The organism is Bacillus sp. FSL M8-0266, from assembly GCF_038613425.1.
GTDB lineage: Bacteria > Bacillota > Bacilli > Bacillales > Bacillaceae > Bacillus > Bacillus pumilus.
Map to the genome: position 1 here is coordinate 2,548,023 of NZ_CP152015.1, position 20,091 is coordinate 2,568,113.

At 41.4% G+C, this 20,091-nt stretch carries 18 protein-coding genes and 1 other annotated feature; of the genes, 1 reads left to right on the top strand and 17 read right to left on the bottom strand.

Translation table 11 applies throughout. The annotated features are described in order from the left end of the window. Nucleotides 1–121: 121 nt before the first annotated feature. The 10 genes from tig to ilvE all read right to left on the bottom strand — a co-directional run bounded on the left by tig (nt 122) and on the right by ilvE (nt 12,071). A complete protein-coding gene (gene tig, locus MKY83_RS13030; protein WP_003216748.1) occupies nt 122–1,396 on the bottom strand; it encodes a trigger factor in 1,275 nt (424 codons plus the stop codon). A gap of 239 nt (nt 1,397–1,635) precedes the next feature. After that, entirely contained in the window at nt 1,636–2,643 is a 1,008-nt protein-coding gene (gene ddcA / locus MKY83_RS13035; protein ID WP_050943638.1) for a DNA damage checkpoint antagonist DdcA, read from the bottom strand. Between the two features lie 125 nt (nt 2,644–2,768). Next, nucleotides 2,769–3,368: a 3-isopropylmalate dehydratase small subunit gene (gene leuD / locus MKY83_RS13040; protein WP_268453012.1), complete on the bottom strand. Its 600-nt coding sequence runs from the start codon at nt 3,366–3,368 to the stop codon at nt 2,769–2,771. Nucleotides 3,369–3,381: 13 nt separating this feature from the next. Further along, complete coding sequence (gene leuC / locus MKY83_RS13045; RefSeq protein WP_044139980.1) at nt 3,382–4,797, bottom strand: 3-isopropylmalate dehydratase large subunit; 1,416 nt, start codon at nt 4,795–4,797, stop codon at nt 3,382–3,384. A gap of 40 nt (nt 4,798–4,837) precedes the next feature. Continuing rightward, nucleotides 4,838–5,935 carry a 3-isopropylmalate dehydrogenase gene (gene leuB, locus MKY83_RS13050; protein WP_113767513.1) on the bottom strand — a complete coding sequence of 366 codons (1,098 nt, stop codon included), beginning with the start codon at nt 5,933–5,935 and terminating at the stop codon, nt 4,838–4,840. A gap of 18 nt (nt 5,936–5,953) precedes the next feature. Then, on the bottom strand, nt 5,954–7,507 hold the full coding sequence (locus tag MKY83_RS13055; RefSeq protein WP_065098544.1) for a 2-isopropylmalate synthase: 1,554 nt from the start codon (nt 7,505–7,507) through the stop codon (nt 5,954–5,956). Continuing rightward, a complete protein-coding gene (ilvC, locus tag MKY83_RS13060; protein WP_044139977.1) occupies nt 7,494–8,522 on the bottom strand; it encodes a ketol-acid reductoisomerase in 1,029 nt (342 codons plus the stop codon). The genes MKY83_RS13055 and ilvC overlap by 14 nt, the downstream gene beginning before the upstream one ends. A gap of 18 nt (nt 8,523–8,540) precedes the next feature. Then, the gene (gene ilvN / locus MKY83_RS13065) at nt 8,541–9,059 is read right to left on the bottom strand and encodes an acetolactate synthase small subunit (protein WP_003216637.1); all 519 of its coding nucleotides are present in this window, start codon (nt 9,057–9,059) and stop codon (nt 8,541–8,543) included. Then, complete coding sequence (gene ilvB, locus MKY83_RS13070) at nt 9,056–10,780, bottom strand: acetolactate synthase large subunit (protein ID WP_044139976.1); 1,725 nt, start codon at nt 10,778–10,780, stop codon at nt 9,056–9,058. The genes ilvN and ilvB overlap by 4 nt, the downstream gene beginning before the upstream one ends. 121 nt (nt 10,781–10,901) lie before the next feature. After that, nucleotides 10,902–11,148, bottom strand: a binding site (T-box leader). 8 nt (nt 11,149–11,156) lie between these two features. Further along, complete coding sequence (gene ilvE, locus MKY83_RS13075) at nt 11,157–12,071, bottom strand: branched-chain-amino-acid transaminase (RefSeq protein ID WP_065098545.1); 915 nt, start codon at nt 12,069–12,071, stop codon at nt 11,157–11,159. Between the two features lie 432 nt (nt 12,072–12,503). Here ilvE and MKY83_RS13080 point away from each other — a divergent pair, with 432 nt between their 5' ends. Next, nucleotides 12,504–13,547, top strand: a complete 1,044-nt coding sequence (locus MKY83_RS13080; protein WP_268453013.1) for a lactonase family protein — start codon at nt 12,504–12,506, stop codon at nt 13,545–13,547. 83 nt (nt 13,548–13,630) lie between these two features. On the opposite strand, the gene MKY83_RS13085 is transcribed toward MKY83_RS13080, so the two are convergent. The 7 genes from MKY83_RS13085 to MKY83_RS13115 all read right to left on the bottom strand — a co-directional run bounded on the left by MKY83_RS13085 (nt 13,631) and on the right by MKY83_RS13115 (nt 19,958). Continuing rightward, nucleotides 13,631–14,053, bottom strand: coding sequence for a YkvA family protein (locus MKY83_RS13085; protein WP_268453014.1), 423 nt, complete (start codon nt 14,051–14,053; stop codon nt 13,631–13,633). Nucleotides 14,054–14,148: 95 nt separating this feature from the next. Then, a complete protein-coding gene (gene dltD / locus MKY83_RS13090) occupies nt 14,149–15,315 on the bottom strand; it encodes a D-alanyl-lipoteichoic acid biosynthesis protein DltD (RefSeq protein ID WP_268453015.1) in 1,167 nt (388 codons plus the stop codon). Then, nucleotides 15,315–15,551: a D-alanine--poly(phosphoribitol) ligase subunit 2 gene (dltC, locus tag MKY83_RS13095; protein WP_003216498.1), complete on the bottom strand. Its 237-nt coding sequence runs from the start codon at nt 15,549–15,551 to the stop codon at nt 15,315–15,317. Before dltC ends, dltD begins: the two co-directional genes overlap by 1 nt. A 21-nt stretch (nt 15,552–15,572) precedes the next feature. Further along, nucleotides 15,573–16,757 (bottom strand): D-alanyl-lipoteichoic acid biosynthesis protein DltB, encoded by a 1,185-nt coding sequence (dltB, locus tag MKY83_RS13100; protein WP_044139970.1) that lies wholly within the window; start codon nt 16,755–16,757, stop codon nt 15,573–15,575. Beyond that, a complete protein-coding gene (gene dltA, locus MKY83_RS13105) occupies nt 16,754–18,259 on the bottom strand; it encodes a D-alanine--poly(phosphoribitol) ligase subunit DltA (protein WP_342487393.1) in 1,506 nt (501 codons plus the stop codon). Before dltA ends, dltB begins: the two co-directional genes overlap by 4 nt. Before the next feature lie 14 nt (nt 18,260–18,273). Continuing rightward, nucleotides 18,274–18,423 (bottom strand): teichoic acid D-Ala incorporation-associated protein DltX, encoded by a 150-nt coding sequence (locus tag MKY83_RS13110; protein WP_024427820.1) that lies wholly within the window; start codon nt 18,421–18,423, stop codon nt 18,274–18,276. Between the two features lie 254 nt (nt 18,424–18,677). After that, complete coding sequence (locus MKY83_RS13115; RefSeq protein ID WP_268453018.1) at nt 18,678–19,958, bottom strand: DUF1668 domain-containing protein; 1,281 nt, start codon at nt 19,956–19,958, stop codon at nt 18,678–18,680. Nucleotides 19,959–20,091 lie beyond the last annotated feature (133 nt).

A 20,091-nucleotide genomic window follows, 5' to 3' on the forward strand; every position in this document is an offset into this window, starting at 1 on the left:
GATATGTATAACAGAAAGATGCGACTTACACTATCGTTTCCAAAAGAAGCGATGATAAGTCAAAAATTGTACAAAACAAGGCACGAGTCACTCGCGCCCTGTTTTATTATTATGCACCATATTAACGGTTTTCTACAAGAAAATCAATTGCTTTACGAACTTTTAAATCTTCTTTCATTGCGTCAGTAGATCCGATCGCTTGTTTGATATTTTCAATTGGCATGTTGTATGCTTCAGCCATTTTTGAAAGCTCTTCTTCTACTTCTTCATCAGACACTTGTAAGTTTTCTGCAGCAGCAATCGCTTCAAGTGTTAGGTTAGATTTTACGCGTTTAGCAGCATCTTCTTTCATTTGCTCTTTCAGCGCATTTTCATCTTGTCCTGAGAATTGGAAGTAAAGCTCAAGGTTCATTCCTTGCATTTGAAGGCGTTGTTCGAATTCTTTCATCATACGGTCTAGCTCTGTGTCAACCATCGCTTGTGGGATGTCAACTTCCGCATTTTCAGAAGCTTTCTCAACTAGCTCTTCACGAAGTTTACCTTCTGCTTCGTTTTCTTTCGCTTCTTCAAGACGTTTCTTTGTTTTTTCAGTTAGTTCAGCAAGAGTTTCTACTTCTTCATCAACATCTTTCGCGAACTCATCGTCAAGTGCTGGAAGTTCTTTTGCTTTGATTTCGTGAATTTTCACTTTGAATACAGCTGGTTTACCTGCAAGGTCTTCAGCATGGTATTCTTCTGGGAAAGTGACTTCTACGTCTTTTTCAGCTCCAGTTTCAAGACCAACTAACTGCTCTTCAAAACCAGGGATGAATGAATTAGAACCTACTTCAAGAGAGTAGTTCTCAGCTTTTCCGCCTTCGAATGCTTCTCCATCAACGAATCCTTCGAAATCAAGAACAACTGTATCGCCGTTTTCGATTGCGCCTTCTTCTTTGACAACAAGCTCAGCTTGACGGTTTTGCATGCCTTTTAACTCTTCTTGTACATCTTCATCAGTGACAGTAGCGTCGTCTTTTTCTACGTTAAGACCTTTGTAGTCACCAAGTTTCACTTCAGGCTTCACTGTTACTTTTGCAGTGAAGATTAAGCTTTCGCCTTTTTCGATTTTCTCAACATCGATTTCAGGGCGGTCAACTGGCTCGATACCAGCTTCGTCGATTGCTTTTGGATACTCAACTGGAAGAAGAATATCTAATGCATCTTGATAAAGAGATTCTACACCAAAACGCTGTTCGAAAAGACCACGTGGTACTTTCCCTTTACGGAATCCAGGGATCGATACTTGCTTGACAACTTTCTTAAACGCATCATCAAGTGCTTTGTTAAATGTTTCAGCATCAACTTCTACAGTTAAGATGCCTTCGTTACCTTCTTGTTTTTCCCATTTTACTGACATGTGTGTTTCCCTCCAAAAATCTATTCAGATTGTGCGTTGTTACATTCTAAAGCATCATAAAGACTTCGTCCAATTAAAAACCACGCACGCCGCTAAAGAAGCGGTATTATGTATACAACATTTGACTTGATTATACATATCGTCTTTCAACCATTGGAATCGACAACTGCACGATATATGCACAAATACAACCATTATATTATAACATAACAAGTCCGTCTTTCAACTAAATCGACAAATTACAAATAAGAAATTTCTTCAATATCTTTCAGCATTGTGCAAGCTTCTCTCAGCTCTCGTTCATCAAATTCATACAATAGATGCAATTCTTCGAGGTCAATCTCGATCCCATGCATTTCATAGCCGACTTTATGAAGTGCTGCTGCCCAAAGATTCGGATCTGTGTATTTAGGAAGAAACGGATATAGCACAAATAAGTGCCGGCGCCATAACTCTTCCACGCCTTGATAAAGGGTTGGGTTCTCATTGCCTAGTGTGTCATCGAGCTTACGAAGGACTTGCTGAAGCAGCGGCATTTGCTCTGGTTTAACAGCCTCAGAAGGAACAAGCGTTAAAGAATCACCGAATTTCGTCACATGAACCGGCTTTGCCACATCATGATCTGACAGAAGCTGCAGAATCAATGATTTGACCAAAGGGTTTCCATCAGGCTTTTGTAGGATCGTATTTAATAGACCCATGTGCGGCGTGATGTTTCGGTCTTTCAGCGAATGGATGAACTGCACCTGCTCTTCTGGCCGCTCGAGCAGATCATCTATATTGATTTCACTGCCGTCCTCCTCATCTTCATCTAAAATCTGTTCAGGCGATTCGATCATTTTTCTACTAAATTCGAGCAGTTTGTAAAAATGCTCTGCGCTTTCTGCGGGAAGGTGGTTTTCCTCAAGTACTGCCTCAATTGTCTGCTTCACTTCTTCATATTCTTTCAGCTGAATTAAGATTGTCATATACACTTGAAGCACGGTGAAGTAATGACCATATCCCTCATGCAGCATCTTTTCACACACACGTTTTGCATCCTGCAGCTCGCCCAGCTCCAGAAAACAAATCGCCATACCGAGATGAATATCGGATTCTTCATCGTCATCATAAGATTTTGCTTCTGAAAACAAGTGAAGCGCCTCTTGATACTGTTTATCTTTTAATGCTGCCATTCCTTTTTCAATCAGTCTTTCTTTCAGACCAGGAAACAAAATGACATTATCTTTCTTCTTGTCATGTTTCATGCTTACTTTCCTTTCGGGCGCATATTTTTTATCAGTTTACCAACGAAGGTTAGTAAACACAAGTAACGAGAGGTTTTCATGCAAAAAAGAAGCCGTCACACCTCGGGTGGACGGCTTCTTTTTGTTTACGCACGCAGCCAGCTGCTGCGCTTATCTTCAAATGCTTGAATCTCATCTTCTAGTAGTAAAGTTAATGAGATCTCATCATAGCCATTCAGGAGCATTTCTCTCCAGTGAGGATCCACATCAAAAGGAGTGATATTCCCTTCGTGATCTTCTATTTGCTGTTTTTCAAGATCAACCGTCATCTCATACCCTTTGTTCTCATATGACGCAGCGAATGTTTTCCACACATCATAATCAAGACGAATCGGAAGCATCCCATTTTTAAAACAGTTTTGGTGAAAAATATCTGCGAATGATGGTGCGATGACAATTTTGAAACCATAATCATCAAGTGCCCAAGGGGCATGTTCCCTTGATGATCCGCAGCCAAAGTTTTCTCCTGCGATCAAAATGGATGAACCTTCATAAATCGGCTGATTCAGTTCGAAATCAGGATTTGGGCTGCCATCGGCTAAATACCGCCAGTCGAAAAAGGCAAAACGGCCATAACCTGTTCGTTCAATTCTTTTTAAAAATTGCTTCGGAATAATTTGATCTGTATCTACGTTGATACGGTTAAGCACAGCGGCTTTTCCTTTGTGTGTGACTAAAGGCTCCATTTATGACAACTCCTTACACGACTGTTTTCTCTTGATTAAACTTCCTGACATCGACAAATCGGCCATGTATTGCAGCCATTGCAGCCATTGCCGGGCTGACAAGATGCGTTCTCGCACCTTTTCCTTGACGACCCTCAAAGTTACGGTTTGATGTGGATGCGCAGCGTTCGCCTTCTGGTACCACATCGTTATTCATGCTTAGACACATACTGCAGCCAGATTCTCTCCATTCAAATCCTGCTTCAAGGAAGATTTCATGAAGACCTTCTTCTTCTGCTTGCAATTTGACGCTTTGAGAGCCAGGCACGACAATCGCTCTGACATGTTCAGCTACCTTTTGTCCTTCTATCATAGAAGCTGCTTGGCGTAAGTCAGTCATTCTTGAGTTCGTACATGAGCCAATAAACACATGCTCAATCGTAATATCTTCAATACGCTGATGCGGATGAACACCCATGTATTCGTACGCACGAATCGCTTCTTTTTGGTCATCCTCTTGCGCAAAATCCTCAGGTCCTGGGATGGATGCATCTACAGGCAGCACCATTCCTGGGTTAATTCCCCATGTGACCATTGGTGAAATCTCATTCCCATCTAAAACAATCGTTTTATCATAGGTTGCACCCGGATCTGTTTTAAGTTCTTCCCATTCTTTAATCGCTGCTTCGAAGTCTTCTCCCTGCGGTGCATATTTGCGGCCGCGGCAATATTCAAAGGTGACTTCATCAGGTGCAATCAATCCTGCTCTTGCGCCTGCTTCAATCGACATATTACAAACGGTCATACGTTCATCCATCGTCATGTTTCTGAATACTTCCCCAGTGTATTCAATGACATAACCTGATCCGAACTTCACGCCATGCGCACCAATGACTGCTAAAATGACATCTTTGGCCGTTACCCCTTTTTGTAGCTTTCCGTCTACTCTAATTTCTAATGTTTTCGGACGCTGCTGCCAAAGTGTTTGTGTGGAAAGTACATGTTCAACCTCACTTGTACCGATTCCAAAAGCAAGTGCGCCAAATGCGCCATGAGTGGATGTATGACTATCTCCGCAAACGATTGTTTTTCCTGGAAGTGTCAAACCAAGCTCTGGTCCAACGACATGGACAATTCCTTGGTCTACACTGTGAAGGTCAGCTAGACGGACACCAAATTCAGCACAGTTACGCTCTAGAGCGCTCACTTGCTTCTTCGCAACCTCATCTTTGATCACAAATCGATTCACAGTCGGGATGTTGTGATCCATTGTTGCAAACGTATTTTGAGGTCTTCTCACCTTGCGCCCTTTTTGTCTTAATCCTTCAAACGCTTGAGGTGATGTGACTTCATGCACCAAGTGCAGATCAATATACAAAAGGTCTGGTTTCCCCTCGCCGCTTTTGACAACGTGCTGATCCCATATTTTTTCGATGATTGTTCGAGGCATAACCCTTTTCCTCCCTCTACCTAATTCCACAAGATTCTATTTATACAATTGTTTTCACGCGCTGCTTAAGTGCGTCTACAACTGCATGAGTGATGTCTTCAGTTGTTTGATACGTTCCCTCTTTTGTCGATAAATCCTTTGTTCTTTTGCCAGAGGCAAGAACAACTTCCACAGCTTCTTCTATGGCAGCCGCTTCTTCTTCTAACGCAAAGGATGTTCTAAGCAAGCTTGCTGCCGACAAAATAGTTGCCAGAGGGTTTGCGACGTTTTGCCCCGCAATATCGGGTGCTGATCCATGAATCGGCTCATATAAATGGAGGCCGGTGCTTGATAGACTAGCAGATGGTAGCATACCGAGTGATCCAGTAATCATTGAAGCCTCGTCACTTAAAATGTCACCAAACATATTCTCTGTCACAATGACATCAAATTGTGCAGGCTTATAAATCAGCTGCATGGCGGCATTATCAACGAGCATGTGCTCAAATTCAACGTCTGGATATTGAGAAGCCACTTCTTCTACCGCATCCCGCCATAGTTTACTAGAAGCCAGAACATTCGCTTTATCCACAGACGTTACTTTTTTCCGTCTCGTTAACGCCATGTCGAATGCTTCTTTTAGTACACGGACAATCTCTTCCTTTGTATAAAGAAGCGTATCAACCGCAGCTTCTTTTCCTTCTTCATCTGTGTAGCGCTCGCTTGGTTCACCAAAATAGAGACCGCCTGTTAATTCACGAACGATGACAAAATCGACTCCGTTAATGTGAGCCTGTTTTAACGGTGACGCCTCGCTTAAGCTATCGAACACTTTAACAGGACGGATGTTGGCAAATAAGTCCAATTGTTTACGAATGGCGAGCAAGCCTTTTTCCGGACGAAGCTCTGGTGGGTTTTGATCCCATTTTGGTCCGCCGACTGCTCCTAATAAAATCGCATCTGCGCTCTTGCATACATCAACCGTTTCTGTTGGGAGCGGATTGTTTTTTTCATCTATTGCGATACCGCCAATGAGCGCCGTTTCGAATTCGAATTCGTGCCTAAATTGAGCCGCTGTCTCTTTGAGGACAGCGACCGCTGATGTCACAACTTCCGGTCCGATTCCATCGCCGGGCAAAAGTGCAATTTTCTTTTTCATGAGGACCTACCTCCTTTCCTATGAGATCGCGTGATGTTTCTCAATTTCAATGAGATTTGATTTAAAGATTAAATGCCTGTTTACTGCATTGACGTAGGCTTTCGCTGATGCTTCCAGCACATCTTGCGCCACACCGCGTCCTGCTGTTTCTTTTCCTTCTATTGAAACAGTCACATATACTTCGGCTAGTGCATCTCTGCCTTTTCCATTTGATTGAATACGGTAGTCTAGCAAATGAATTCTTTCCTCCATACAGCGCTCCAGCGTGTTGTACACAGCTTCTACACTGCCTGCGCCTGTAGCTGCTTCTTGAATGACTTCCTGCGTTTCTTGATTTTTCAGAGAGACCGTTGCTGTTGGCATTTGTTCTGTCCCATAGTGCACTTGAAGACTTTCAAATTCGTAGCCAATTTTTCGGTCTGCTACTTTTTCTTCTAATATAATAGAGATCAAATCATCATCAGTGATTTCTTTTTTCTTCTCCGTCAAGTTCTTGAAGGTTTCGAAGAACTTATTGATTTCTTCTTCTGTTAGTTTAAAGCCTAGCGTTTTCATACGGTCTTTAAACGCATGTCTTCCGGAGTGTTTCCCAAGGACAAGTACGTCTGTTGTCACACCGACAAGCTCTGGAGAAATGATTTCATAGGTTGTTTTTTCTTTGAGGAAACCATCTTGGTGAATACCTGATTCATGTGCAAAAGCGTTGTTACCAACGACTGCTTTATTACGCGGTACAATCATGCCTGAGTATTTGCTCACTACATCACTTGTACGCTTAATTTCATTCAATTGAATCGTTGATTCGACCTTGTAGAAGTCTTTTCGAATATGAAGAGCGACTGCAATTTCTTCTAATGCGGCATTTCCTGCACGTTCTCCAATTCCGTTAACAGCTGTTTCAATTTGATTTGCTCCATTTTCAATGGCTGCAAGTGAGTTTGCTACAGCCATTCCTAGATCATCATGACAGTGAGCAGACAAGTTGACGCGGTGGATATTTGGAACGTGTTCCTTCATATATTTAAAAATATTGCCATACTCTTTTGGCGCTAGATATCCAACTGTATCTGGCAAGTTAATGACACTTGCTCCAGCGTCGATAACCTTCTCTACAATTTCTGCTAAGAAAGCAAGATCTGTACGACATGCATCTTCTGCTGACCACTGGACAACTGGAAAACGTTCTTTCGCGTATTTCACCATGGAGACAGCCTGTTCTACGACTTCTTCACGTGTTTTCTTTAGTTTATGCTCCAAGTGAATATCAGAAGTAGCAATAAAGATATGAATTCTTGGTTCCACTCCATCTTTTAATGCTTCCCATGCAGCATCAATGTCACCTTTTACACATCTCGCAAGACCAGCAACTGAACAGCTTTTGATCGTTCTAGCAATTTCTTGTACGCCTAAGAAATCCCCTCGGGATGAAGCGGGAAAACCCGCTTCAATGATATTAACCCCAAGGCGCTCAAGCTGCTTTGCAATGATTAGCTTTTCTTGTGCATTTAAGTTCACTCCTGGTGATTGTTCTCCATCTCGAAGTGTTGTGTCAAAAAAATTAATTTTCCGCACCGACGCTCACCGCTTCCTTTTTCTTTCCTTGTTTGACGAAAGGCATCATTTCACGAAGCTTTCTTCCGACGATTTCAATTTGGTGCTCATTTTCATTAGCATTGATCGCATTGAAACGTGGACGATTCACTTGGTTTTCAACAATCCATTCTTTTGCAAATGTTCCGTTTTGGATATCAGTCAAGACAGCTTTCATCGATTCTTTTACGTTTGCATCCACAACGCGTGGTCCTGATACGAAGTCACCCCATTGTGCTGTATCAGAGATTGAATATCTCATGCCTTCTAATCCTTCTTCGTACATAAGGTCAACGATCAGTTTCAGTTCATGTAGACACTCGAAGTATGCAAGCTCTGGCTGATAACCTGCTTCTGTTAATGTTTCAAATCCTGCTTTTACTAGTGAAGTAAGACCCCCGCAAAGGACTGCTTGCTCACCGAATAGATCCGTTTCCGTTTCTTCTTTAAATGTTGTTTCAAGAACGCCCGCTCTTGCTCCGCCGATTGCTTTTGCATAAGCAAGTGCTTTGTCTTTCGCTTGACCAGATACATCTTGATAGATAGCAAATAGTGCAGGTACACCAGCGCCTTGCTCATATGTTCTTCTCACAAGATGTCCTGGACCTTTTGGAGCCACAAGATACACATCTACGTCACTAGGAGGAACAATTTGATGGAAGTGAACATTGAATCCGTGTGCGAAAACAAGTGAGTTGCCTGCTTCTAATTGATCTTTGATTTCTTCGTCATATACTTTCTTTTGCTGCTCATCTGGTAGTAGTACCATCACGACATCTGCTTGTGCTACTGCTTCTTTTACTGTGAATACTTGATGGCCGTCTTCTTGTGCTTTTGTATAAGATCCGCCTTTTCTCACGCCGACGATGACATCTACGCCGCTCTCTTTTAAGTTCAATGCATGTGCATGACCTTGTGATCCATATCCAATGATGGCAACCTTTTGACCATTTAATACGTTTTCTTGAATATCACCGTTATAATATACTTTTACCATTTGACTCTCTCCTTTTGTTTAGACAATTGAAATTGTTTTATTTTGTTGCGGCTTTTGCTGATTATCTCTCGCAAAGGCCGTGGTGCCAGTTCTGGCGACTTCTTTAATGCCGTATGGCTTAAGTAATTCAATGAGTGCTTCAATTTTTGAAGACTCACCTGTCACCTGAATGACGACACTCTCTCTGCTCACATCTACAATAGAAGCTCTAAACGGTTCAATGACCCCTGTGATCTCCATTCTAGATGCTGGTGCAGAAACGACTTTTATCAAAGCCAGCTCTCGCTGAACGATTGATTGGTTTGTAATGTCTGTTACTTTGAGAACATCAATTTGTTTGTTCAACTGTTTTGTCAGCTGTTCGATGTCTTTCTCTTGGTCTACATGGACGACGAACGTGATGCGTGATACATCTTGAATCTCAGAATGGCCGACCGTAATGCTTTCAATGTTGTAGTGTCGTTTGGTAAAAAGGCCAGTGATTCGGTTCAGTACGCCTGATCGATTTAATACAGTCAACACAATAATTCTTTTCAAGGTTTCACCCCCACCATCTCATGAAGTCCTTTCCCCGGTGCTACCATCGGGAATACTTTTTCATCTCTCGCTACATTGACATCGATGAAAACAGGCTCTCTAGAGGTTAGCGCTTCTTCAAGCTTTTCTTTCGCCTCTTCGTCTGATGAGATTCTGATTCCTTTAATGCCATAAGCTTCAGATAATTTAACGAAGTCTGGCTGCTCTGAAAATTTAGAATATGAGTAGCGTTCTTCGTAGAAAATTTCTTGCCATTGTCTTACCATTCCAAGGCTGTGATTATTTAGAACAATCACTTTCACTGGAAGGTTCAGCTCACGGATAACGGCAAGTTCTTGCAGGGTCATTTGGAAACCTCCGTCTCCTAAAATCGCCACAACCGTTGCCTCTTGATCAGCCAGCTGAGCGCCAATGGCTGCCGGTAAACCGAAGCCCATCGTACCAAGGCCCCCAGATGTGACCCACTTATCTGCATTTTCAAATGGGTAGAACTGCGCTGCCCACATTTGATGCTGTCCAACATCAGTTGCCACAATGGCTTCACCTTTTGTGAATTGATGAATGTATTCAATCAGCTTTTGAGGTTTAAAGCCCTCTGCTTCGTTTTCAACGTACCAGAGTGGATATTCTTCCTTCCACTGATCTAGTTGGTTTTTCCATTCGTCTGACTCTCCTTGCTTCCCGTCTTGCTTAATCAACTCTTCAAGGACTAGCTTACTGTCTCCAACAACCGGGATATGAGTATGAATGTTCTTGCCAATTTCTGCTGGGTCGATATCGATATGTGCTACCTTCGCATGTTTCGCAAAGTGATTGAGATTGCCAGTTACCCTGTCATCGAATCTCGCACCGATTGAAATGAGCAAATCACATTGATGAAGAGCCATGTTCGCCGCATATGTGCCATGCATACCAGCCATCCCTAGGAAAAGAGGATGCTTTGCCGGAAAGCCGCCAAGTCCTAGCAGTGTATGAGCGACTGGGATTTGCTGCTGCTCTACATACTGCCTTAATTCTTCAGATGCTTTGCCATGAAGAACGCCAGCTCCTGCTAGAATGACCGGTTTCTTCGCTCTACTGACAGCTTCTACTAATTTGCGAATTTGCAAATAGTTCGGCTCCACTTTTGGCTGATAACCAGGTAAATCGATTGGCTGATCGTATTCAAACGTTCCTTCAATACCTGCCACATCTTTTGGAATATCAATCAAGACTGGACCAGGTCTCCCTGTCGTTGCGATGTGGAACGCTTCTTTAATGACACCTGGTAATTCCTCTGGATTTCTCACCTGATAGCTGTGCTTTGTGATAGGCATTGTGATGCCGAGCACATCTGCTTCCTGGAAAGCGTCTGATCCAATAACTGAGGTTGCCACCTGCCCGGTGAAGACAACAAGAGGAAGTGAATCAATCATTGCATCTGCAATTCCTGTGACAAGGTTTGTCGCTCCAGGTCCTGATGTTGCAATGACAACACCCGGCTTGCCAGATACTCTAGCGTATCCTTCTGCCGCATGAATCGCTCCCTGTTCATGTCTTGGCAGGACATGAAATAAACCAGAATCATAAATTTTATCGTAGATCGGTAAAACCGCTCCGCCTGGATATCCGAAAATGACTTCTACTTTTTCTCTTTTAAGTGCTTCAATTAGCATGAGTGCACCGTTCATCGTTTGTGGTGCTTTAGATGTTTCCGTCTCCACTTGTACATTTGTCCCCATTTGTTTTCCTCCTCTTTGTCTTGCTTCAGTCAAGTTTTTTCACCCTTTTCTATTCAAGATCGTGATTTTAACCATATAAAAAAGCCTTCTCACCCCACAATGACACTACTTTTCACTAGGTCAAAGGGGCGAAAAAGCTTTGTTTTTCGCGGTACCACCCTTGTTCACGGCAACATCTGCTGCCGTCTCATGGACATCTTTCATCCATTTTGGTAACGAGTGAGCAATGTCACTCGGTCTGCCCTACTATCAATTCAAGCAGACACTCAGAGGTGAGTTCATTTTAGAAAGTAACACCGGTTTCCAGCTACCACCGGCTCTCTGTAGATACTGACTCTAAAACTACTAGTCCTCTTCAACGTTTATCGATATCTATTTAGCTTGCGTGAATGTTTTCATCTGTAAAAACGACTTTTTCTCCCTCTTCAACTACTCGATTGCGGAATTGTTCAAGAAGTTTGTTTGTGTGGATCCCAGGTTTTCCTTCACCGATTGTACGGCCGTCAACCTTTACAACGGCGATCACTTCGGCTGCGGTTCCTGTTAGAAAAGCTTCTTCTGCTGTATACACATCGTGCCTTGTGAATGGTTCTTCTTTCACTTCGTAGCCTAAGTCTTCTGCAATCTCCATGATGGCATTTCTTGTGATGCCTTCAAGAGCGCCGATATAACCTGGCGGTGTATAGAGCTTACCTTTTTTATAAATAAACACATTGTCTGCAGAACCTTCTGCCACGTACCCTTGATCGTTCAGCATCAGCGCTTCACTCACACCGGCCATATGGGCTTCGATTCGGACAAGGATGTTATTCAAATAATTTAATGATTTCACTTTTGGACTCAGTACATCGGGACGATTTCGTCTCGTCGGTACCGTCACAATGTCAATCCCTGTTTCATATAGGTGCTTTGGAAAGATGGCCAGCGGCTCTACAATGATCACTGTGTTGGCTCTCCCGCAGTTGTTTGGATCTAAACCAAGATCACCAGCTCCTCTTGAGACAACAAGACGGATATAGGCATCCTTTAGGCCGTTCCTTTCAACTGTATGAATCATTTTTTCCGTGAGTTCCTCAAGTGAATATGGAATGTTCAGCATAATCGATCTGGCGGAATCATACAGGCGGTCTAAATGTTCTTTCATTCGAAAGATATTTCCGTTATACACGCGTATCCCTTCGAACACACCGTCACCGTATAAGAAGCCATGATCATAAACTGAAATCTTCGCATCCTCTTTTTTCACGAGTTCATCGTTTAAAAAGATCCACTGTTCCTTTTGGTCTTCCATTTTCAGTGAGCACCCTCTCTTTCAAACAAAAAGTAGTTGAATTTTCAGACATTTTATATTGAAGCGTCTCACGCTTGCTCTGCGTGTTTGTTTAGCTTTTGTTGAACCCATCTTACGCCGCTTTCCATACAGTGTCAACAGCATTTTTAAAATTATTAGACAATTTAGACTAATCAAAATTAAATGTATACGCTTACACCTTTGCTAGACAAGGAATGAAAAAACTTAAAATTTTTTGTATTTTTTCTTCAATTTATTTACTTTACCTGAACGCTTTTCATTTGAGAAAACGTTTGTCATATTTTTTCACATCTTTTTTAATGTATACTGGTAGATTCCAACGCTTTTGATTTTCTTTCGTCATGCCTTTCTAAAGCGTTTTCCTATGAATTTATGATAGAATGAGAGCATCTTATAGAAGGAGGGCAATACATGGCTAACATCAGAGGTTATATCGGAACGTATACAAAGGGAGACAGTAAAGGCATTTATACTTTTACATTAAATACAGACAAACAGCAGATTGAGAAAGTAGAAGTAGCTGCTGAACTTGAAAATCCTACATATTTAACCGTCTCAGATTCTCAAAAATTTGTGTATGCTGTTGTGAAAGAAGGATCACAGGGCGGCGTAGCTGCTTATCAAATCGATGCAGAAACCGGCACACTTCGTTTCATCAACCAAGAACTTGCCGAAGGCGCTTCTCCTTGTCACGTCAGCGTGGACAGTCAAACAAAAACAGCTTTTACAGCAAACTATCATAAAGGAACAGCAGAGATGTATGAAATCGATTCTGAAAATGGCTCAGTAATCCGCACGCTGTCACAGGCGCAGCATGAAGGAACTGGCCCTAATGAAGATCGTCAGGAAAAACCGCACACTCACTTTATGGGTCTGACACCAGATGAACAATTTGCAGTGGCTGTTGACCTTGGGACAGATGGCATTTATACGTATAAGAAAGAAGACGGCAAACTTGAGCTAGCTCATACATTTGAAACAAAACCAGGCACCGGGCCTCGTCATATCACATTCCATCCAACGAAACCTGTGGCATATGTGATGACAGAGCTAAGCTCAGAGGTGATTGTGCTTCGTTACTTTGAAGATGGTCATTTCGAAGAGATCCAAACGATCGCAACCATTCCAAGCGACTTTGCAGAGAACAATCAAGGCAGTGCCATTCACGTCTCTTCAGACGGCCAATTTGTTTATGCAGGAAATCGCGGACATGACAGCATTGCGATTTTTAAAGCAGAGGCTGACGGCCAATTAAGTCTTGTCGAGATTGCTTCATCTGAAGGAAACTGGCCTAGAGACTTTGTGCTTGATCCAACTGAAGAATTCCTCGTCGGTTCAAACCAAGAATCTAGCAACCTAGTGTTATACAAACGCGACAAAGAAACAGGACGACTCACTGTCTTACAATCAGACATCTCAGTGCCTCATCCAGTTTGCGTGAAATTTTTAGGGTAATGGAAAAAAGCCTCCAGCTGTGGAGGCTTCATATTGTTGACAAAGGGCTAAAATGATCTTGATTTTAGCCCTTTGTCTTCTTTTCAGTGTGTAGACGGCATCCCGCCATCTTCAAGCTTTTGATCAATCAGAGACGTATCGGTTTTTTCACCGAACCATTTTGACAGCCTGTCCCTCGCTCTACCTTTCACATCATCATCAATGTACAACGCTACTTGGAGCAGAGCAAATGTGATCGCTCCTAAATCATCTGTATAGCCGACACCAATCAATGTATCAGGAATGAGGTCAATTGGAAGGATAAAGTATCCAAGCGCCCCAATAATAAGGGTCTTCGCTTTGACAGGTACTTCAGGTTTTTGCAATGTATAGTAAAGTAATAGCACAGCATAGACAAGAGAGACACCAGCTTTTTGTGCCGTCTTTTTTAACTTTTTCCAAAAGGCATGATCATTAAAATGCTTTTTCGAACGCTTTAATAGTTCCTTTTTCTCAGAACGATTCATCATATCGCCTCCATTTACAGCATAGCCCTTTTCCCTTCTTTATACAAGATATCCGCCGATTCGACAAACAAAAAGCAGCAGAAAGCTGCTGCATTCTACTGCTCTTTGTAAAACTTTTCGATTGCCTTATCGATGTACACCCATCCTTTATAAGACACGTGAATCGTATCTTTAAAGAAGTAAGGATCGTACTCATGCTTAGTCAAATCTGCGACTTCATACCCGTTATCACGTATTTGACGATTGATTTTCTCATAATACTCTGTACGTCCCTCTTTTGGAAAACCGGTATAATCATACCATTTTCCGTTGACAGGAATCGTCACAAACAAAGGCTTTGCCCCTGCCTGTTTTAAAATATCCAGCATGATTTGAAAATCTTTGTATTCTGGTGATTCCGCATAAGAGTGGTCTTCACGAGAATCTTTCATCTTTTTCATAATCGGTTTCAGCTTGCGCTCAAACAGTTTTTGATTAATATAAAACGGGTTGTCCCCTGCTCTTTTCGCACCAAAAACGCTCGCTTCTTTTTCAAGCTCAGTCCATGTTTTTCCTTTGACTGACGGAGACGGTTGAAGCTTACGCTCTTTCCCTGATCCAATTGTATAGTACATGTCTTTCTTTTGAAGCATGCCATAATACATTTTTGCAATAGGAGAAATCGCGCCATAAGCGAATTTGTTCCCAGAAAGCTCTGCTTTAAAAAGCTCTGTGATGACCATGTCGTTCTTAACTGCTTTAAACGTCATGATTCTCTTGATCAGTTCTTTTTTCACAGTTGGATCAATTTCTTTATTATAAGCGAGATTCAGCGCTTGAAGCGCTGAATAGTTCGGTGCAAAGTGATTTTCGTCAGATCCCCATTTTACAAACCACTGCGGGGACACGATAAATACAAGCTTCTTCCCTTTTAACTCATCCATATGAGCAGCAAAGTTCATCGCATGAATTAATGATTGCGATCCACCTTTTCCAATAAGATAAGGTGTAAACCCTTGAGGATTCTCATGAAAGAAATTCGAAGGGTGATATGGATCAAAACGTGATAGTTCAGAGGATCCATAGATCGGCAAATAAGTTGGATCTTTTAGCATTTCATCTTGTAAATATAGCCCTTGGAACATCCCCGGATCTAATTCTGTGGCTGACTTTTGTAATTTGTCTTTTGGGATCAGATGTGAGAGCCATGCATTTGGTACAAGAAGAACACAAATGAATAGAACAGCCGCTAAAATAAGCGGCCCAAAAAAACGCTTTTTCATTACTTCATCTCTGCCAGCTGCTCAGCAATGTGATTCGGCGTATCCCACACATCACGATCAAACTCTGTAATCGGAACAGTAATTCCAAGTTGACTTTCGATGGCCATAAGCAGTTCTACTGTACCAAATGAATCGAGAAGACCCTCGTCAAAAATTGCAATCTCTGGATTTTCTTTCACAACGTCGTCCTGACAAACCTCTGCAATAATACCGTATACTTGATTTTTAAATTCCATAATTTTCTACTCCCTTAATAATTAATGATGAAATGGTTTTCCTGAAAAAATATAAAATCCGAAACAAATCACATGGAATGTAATAATGATCGACACAACCATTGTGACCTTATTATCCGGCCACCACTTGTGTTTTTTATTCCATTTCTCGAATAAATTGTAACCGGACATCACAACTGCGTGATATAGTCCGTAAATAATATATTGAAGTGCTAGACCATGCCAAGCACCCATCAATAGAAAGAGGACAAAGTACCCAATATTTGATACAGCCATACGGTTCTTGATCCACTTCTTTTTTGTCATAAAGAACACAAATCTCATAAACACGTAGTCTCTGAACCAGAAGGACAAGGACATGTGCCAGCGATTCCAGAAGTCTTTAATGTTCCGGCTGATAAACGGTTTGTTAAAGTTTTCTGGTGATTTAATGCCCATCATATAACTCACACCAACAGCAAATGCTGTATAACCAGCAAAGTCAAAGAACAAATACATACTGTACGCATACATATACGTTAACTGTTGAACAAAGTGACTGCTGCTAATGTGATGAATATTCATCAGAATATACGTGTGAATCAGATAACCAATAATGAACTTATATAAGAAGCCGATAAAAATTTTATGCATACCGGCGTATAGAAGATCACTGTACGCTTCCTTTTCAGGCGGCGTATCCATATCCTTTTCAAACCGGCGGTAACGATCAATCGGACCTGATGAAATCGTCGGGAAAAAGACAATGAAATAGACCAAACGGTGAATCGGAATTTTCTTCTTAATCAAGCCGTCTCTTGTCTCGATAATTAACTGAACACCTTTAAATGTTAAGTACGAGATCCCTAAAAAGCTCAGCCAGTTCATTGGCGGCGGTTGATGCGGCTGATGAGTTAAAAAGAACGGTAAAACCTTTGATAGTACAAGCGGCAAAATCGATGCCACCACTGCCATATAGAAGACAGACGCTTGATTTGCTTTCAACCGGTACGAAAGGTACAAGCGGATGATCAAGACTTGCCACACTGTAAATAAGAAAAGAAGAAGCGCGCCATGTGCATCCTTTGAGAAAATAAGCGCGAGTGCCACAACCGTTGCAAACATGTTGTAGCCCTGCATTCTTTTGCCGCGAAGACCAAGAATGATCGTCGGCAAAAGAAGAACACCAATTAGAATGAAGAAAAAGAATGAACTAAACGGAATCATAGAAGAACCTCTTTCGCGATTCTTTTACGGTCAACCTTCCCGTTTGGCGTCATGTACAGCTGCTCAAGATAGATAAACTTTCTTGGAATCATGTACGCAGGCAGTGAATCCGCCATTTCTTTCTTAATTGCACTTGTCAGCTGATATTCTTTTTCAAAAGAATGCGCTGCTGGAACAATGGCTGCAATTAAGTACTCCACATGACCGTTTGGCTGGAACGGCACAATCACACAAGCATTGACATACGTTGTCTCGCTCACATGATATTCAATTTCTTCAAGCTCCATTCGGTATCCGTGCAGCTTAATTTGATAGTCCAGACGACCGTGGCACGTAATCAAACCATCCTGCGCCACACCTGCATCACCTGTGCGGTAAGCAGGGCGTCCTTCGTATTCAAAGAACACTTTATCCGTTAAGGCTTGTTCACCTAAGTAGCCTCTCGTGACGCTTGGCCCCACGATGACAATTTCCCCTTTTTCACCATCAGGAAGGGTCTTGCCTTCTTCATCTAAAATGACAATATCTGTATCCGGTTTGGCATAGCCGACTGGTAAAGAATCGTGCTGATCAAGAATGGCCTGCGTGACTTCAATCGTTGTGATCGCAACAGTTGCTTCAGTCGGACCATACGTATTAAAGACCTGCGCCTTTGGAAAACGCTCAAGGAGTGCACTTGCTACAGATACAGGAAGTGCCTCTCCGCAGAACATGAAAACTTTCAGCTCTGGTAAAAGCTCCCCTGTAAAGGAAGGGTCCATTAAGCACATTTGCACAAATGAAGGTGTTGATGTCCACACTTCAACGTCAGATTGACCAAGTGCTGCAAACATATCCTTCGGCTTATTCACTAGATCTTTCACTAAACAGTAAAGCGTGCCGCCTGATTGAAGCGCTGGATACAAATCCATCACTGATAAGTCAAAAGAAAATGGTGCTTGATTTAAGAACGTGCGTCCCCCGACAATTGGGAAGTCTCGGCACATCCACTCTGTAAAGCTTTCTAAATTATTGGCTGTTACCTGAACGCCTTTCGGTTTTCCGGTACTGCCAGACGTATAAATGATGTAAAAGACATCATCCTGTTGAACCCACTGCGAGGATGGCGGTGCTTCTTTTTCAAGAGCTAAAAGAGATGCCGCACTTTTCACTTCAATATGTTCTTCTACATCTAGTACATTCTGCTCATTTGCACAAATCAACAGACTGGCTTTTGAGCTTTCAATAATTGAGACGATACGCTCAGCAGGGATTGAGATGTCGACCGGAATGTATGGTCTACCTGATTTCACACTGCCTAAGAAAGAAATGAGCATCTCTGGTTCCATATGACCGTATACAATGACAGGTGCACTGCCAGTTGCGACTACATCGATGGCACCAGCCATTTGGTCTGATAGATGCCAAAGCTCATCATATGTGATCGAAGCATGTTGAGAAACAAATGCTGGCTGTGTTGGTTTCGTTTGTTGGTATTCATGAATCGTGTGTAATAGTTTCATAGTTTAATCTCCAATTAAAAATCGTTGTAAATGAATGATCCCGTATTTGCTGTATGGAATCCGTAAATAAAGAACAATAATAGCAAAATAAGTAAGTAAAAACTTGTATATCCTATCCATTTTACAGACTTATTTTCTGATAGCTTTTTGAATAGCATATTGATAACCTCTTTTCTTTTGACACTTATAGAGACGCATGAATCATTAAAAGAGTTTCATATCAAAACATAAAAATTTTAAGAAATCATGAAAGAAAGATGTCGAATCGATAAACGTGTCTCTAGGCAAAGCTGTCTTATTGTAACAAAGATTTAATGTATTTGAAATGAAATTCCAGCTTAAATTTGCCTTAAAATTGGTGAAAGCTGTCGAATAAACGCAAAAGCCACCTAGTTTGCCTAGATGGCTTTGATTTCAATTACTTCTTATATTTATTGACTTCGAACATGAGAATGTTTTTGAACACCACATAATCCTTTTTACTTTCAAAGGGACCTTTATTGTTGTCATGCTCATCAATTTCATAAAACCCTGGTCCTTCTCCGGCATCACGCTTCTTGTACCAGGATAGGAAAGCGTTGACTTCTTTCATGGAGAGGTCATACTCTTTTTGCAAACCATTGACCATTGTGATGATGAGGAGAGCATCGCCGTCTTCATCAGTTGCACTGTCTTTTGGTGGTGTGGTTGGTTCTGGGTCTTTGTCGCCTGGATTAGTTGAACCGTCTTTTGGCGGTGTTGCTGGATCCGGGTCTTTGTCGCCTGGGGTTTCTGTATTGTTTGGAAATTCTAGATCTTTTAAAGATAAAGAGATAAAAGATTTGTAGTTTTTGTCTGCAGTCTCTGTATAATTCAAATTATAATCTCGACCGCCTAAAAGGTATAACATATCTCCAATAACTACTGATGAAGCTCCTATACGCATATTGTGGTAAGGCACATCTATTCTAACTAATTCTTCTTGTTCAGTATCATATGCAATTAAACTTCTTGTTGTACCACCTGGAAATATCATGTTATTTTTATAAGTTACACCATTCAAATAACCACTGACAAACCCTTTTTTCTTTGCAGTCCAAACTTCTTTTTTAGCGTCAAATTCAAAAACTTCACGTTTATCGTTTTTGCCAAAGATGTAAAACTTCTCATCTAATACTAGACCGATTGCTCCTTCTATTTTAACATTTAGAGGAGCTTCTTCTTTCCATGTTTGCTCAGAAAGATCATAGCTAAAAAACTCTTTTCCACCAAATACATAAATTTTATTTCCAATAACACCCGCTTGAACGTTATAAGAGCCTTTTGATTTGCTAACAAAGGGAATATCAGGTAACGTTTCCCATTCATCATTTTTTGTATCATACACCTCAAACTTATTATAAGTAAAACCCGTATGTTTTCCAGCAAGAACATATATTTTTGAACCTACTACTACTGATGCTGCTCCTCCTCTTCCAGTAGGTATGTCTTTCTTTTTAGTCCACTTATCGACAGAAGGATCATATTCTAACGTTTCATTAAACGCATTGAACCCACCAATCACATAAATTTTCCCATCCACTGCATTAGCTACAGATCCCACTCTTGCTGTGGGCAAATCAGCTAATTGATTCCATTCATCCTTAGCCGCATGTACCATTTGAACTGACTGCGTGAATGAAAGGATTACTAGCAACATCATGACGACCCATTTTTTCAAAAATAACACTCCCTTTTCATTATCTTACTTCTTCATTATCGGAGTGTTTTTTTATTTTTATAGAATAATTGATCTTTTTAAATAGAAATTAATAGAAAAAAGTATCGAAAAAGTGACTTACTAAAGAGTCGCT